Below are 1,176 nucleotides of genomic sequence, written 5' to 3' on the forward strand. Positions count from 1 at the left end.
CGCCGATGAGAAAATGATTTCTGCATCGGTGTTTGCTGTTTTTTCCTATTTGAAACGCATAGGTAGCAGCATGGATTCCGGAGTCTTTTCAGAGACCATTGCCCGCAGGGATGCGGGCAATGAGCCCCCATGGATGGGTTCACGGCGAGTCTCTGAAAAGACTCCGGAATCCATGCGGCGGGGGCACAGCAAAAACTAATCCAAAACACGAGCCTCAAACGGCGATGCAGGCAGACCGGCGCTATTATACAGATTTGCCCCCTCAGGGTTATCGGCCCATGCATAACGCACCCATTTAGGCTCAGCAACAGCATCCGCCCACACCATCAGCTTGTTACCCTTCACCTCCGCCATGGCCCACACAAACTTTTTATCCGCGCCCGCAAGCGCAATATGCTTTAACTCGCCACCAACCGCTTGCAGCCCCTTGCCCACATCCGCAAACGTTAACTCTACTTTATTGCCCTTCGCCTTCACTTTTTTCAGCGATGGCCCGGATGCAAGCAGCGATTTTTTACCGTAAGCCACTTTCAACGCGCCCATTGCCAAACGCTCACCCACTTTTTGTTTATCCAGCGGATGAATATCGTTCCACTCACCCGCATCAATCGCTACCGCCATAGCCGTATTTTTTACCGCGAGTGTTTTACGCTGTGCTTCACGCAACTCTGCCCAGCCACTCTCGCCTGGTTGACTCGCAGCAGGAAGGAAATTGGCCAATTGGGCATAGACAAAAGGCAAATCGGATTGTTGGAATTGTTTGCGCCAATCGCCAATTAAATCCGTCATTAATTGGTGATATTCCGCTGCGCGATCTACGTTAGATTCCCCCTGATACCAAATCACGCCTTTTATTTTTAGCGGCAATGCGGGAGCTAATTTCGCGTTAAACAATGATGATGGAAGATAATGCAAGGTTGTCCCTGGTTGCATAGCGCCCGCAGTAGCGGCGATTTGATATTGCCACTCACCGCGCAGTGAAACTTCTTCATCGCCGGAATAAGCCGCACCAAATTTACTTTCGCCAAACATCAGCGCATAGCGTTTGTCTTTTACAAAACCGGCATTAGCGGAATAACTGGTTACACGAATCGCGATGCTATTTTTACCGGCTTTTAACAACCCCGCAGGCACGGCATAAATACGCGGCGGATATTGATAGCCCGTTTGCCCTAC

General features: G+C 50.4%; 2 protein-coding genes. One reads left to right on the forward strand and one right to left on the reverse strand.

Annotated features, from left to right (window positions below; genetic code table 11):
• Positions 1-199: hypothetical protein (locus tag ACWA6V_RS07575; RefSeq protein WP_449521908.1), on the forward strand; the 199-nt coding region annotated here is incomplete at its 5' end.
• On the opposite strand, the gene ACWA6V_RS07580 is transcribed toward ACWA6V_RS07575, so the two are convergent.
• The coding region (locus ACWA6V_RS07580) for a sialate O-acetylesterase (RefSeq protein WP_449521909.1) at positions 196-1,176 on the reverse strand (981 nt) is incomplete at its 5' end. The genes ACWA6V_RS07575 and ACWA6V_RS07580 overlap by 4 nt on opposite strands.

It is taken from the genome of Cellvibrio sp. (assembly GCF_053579595.1).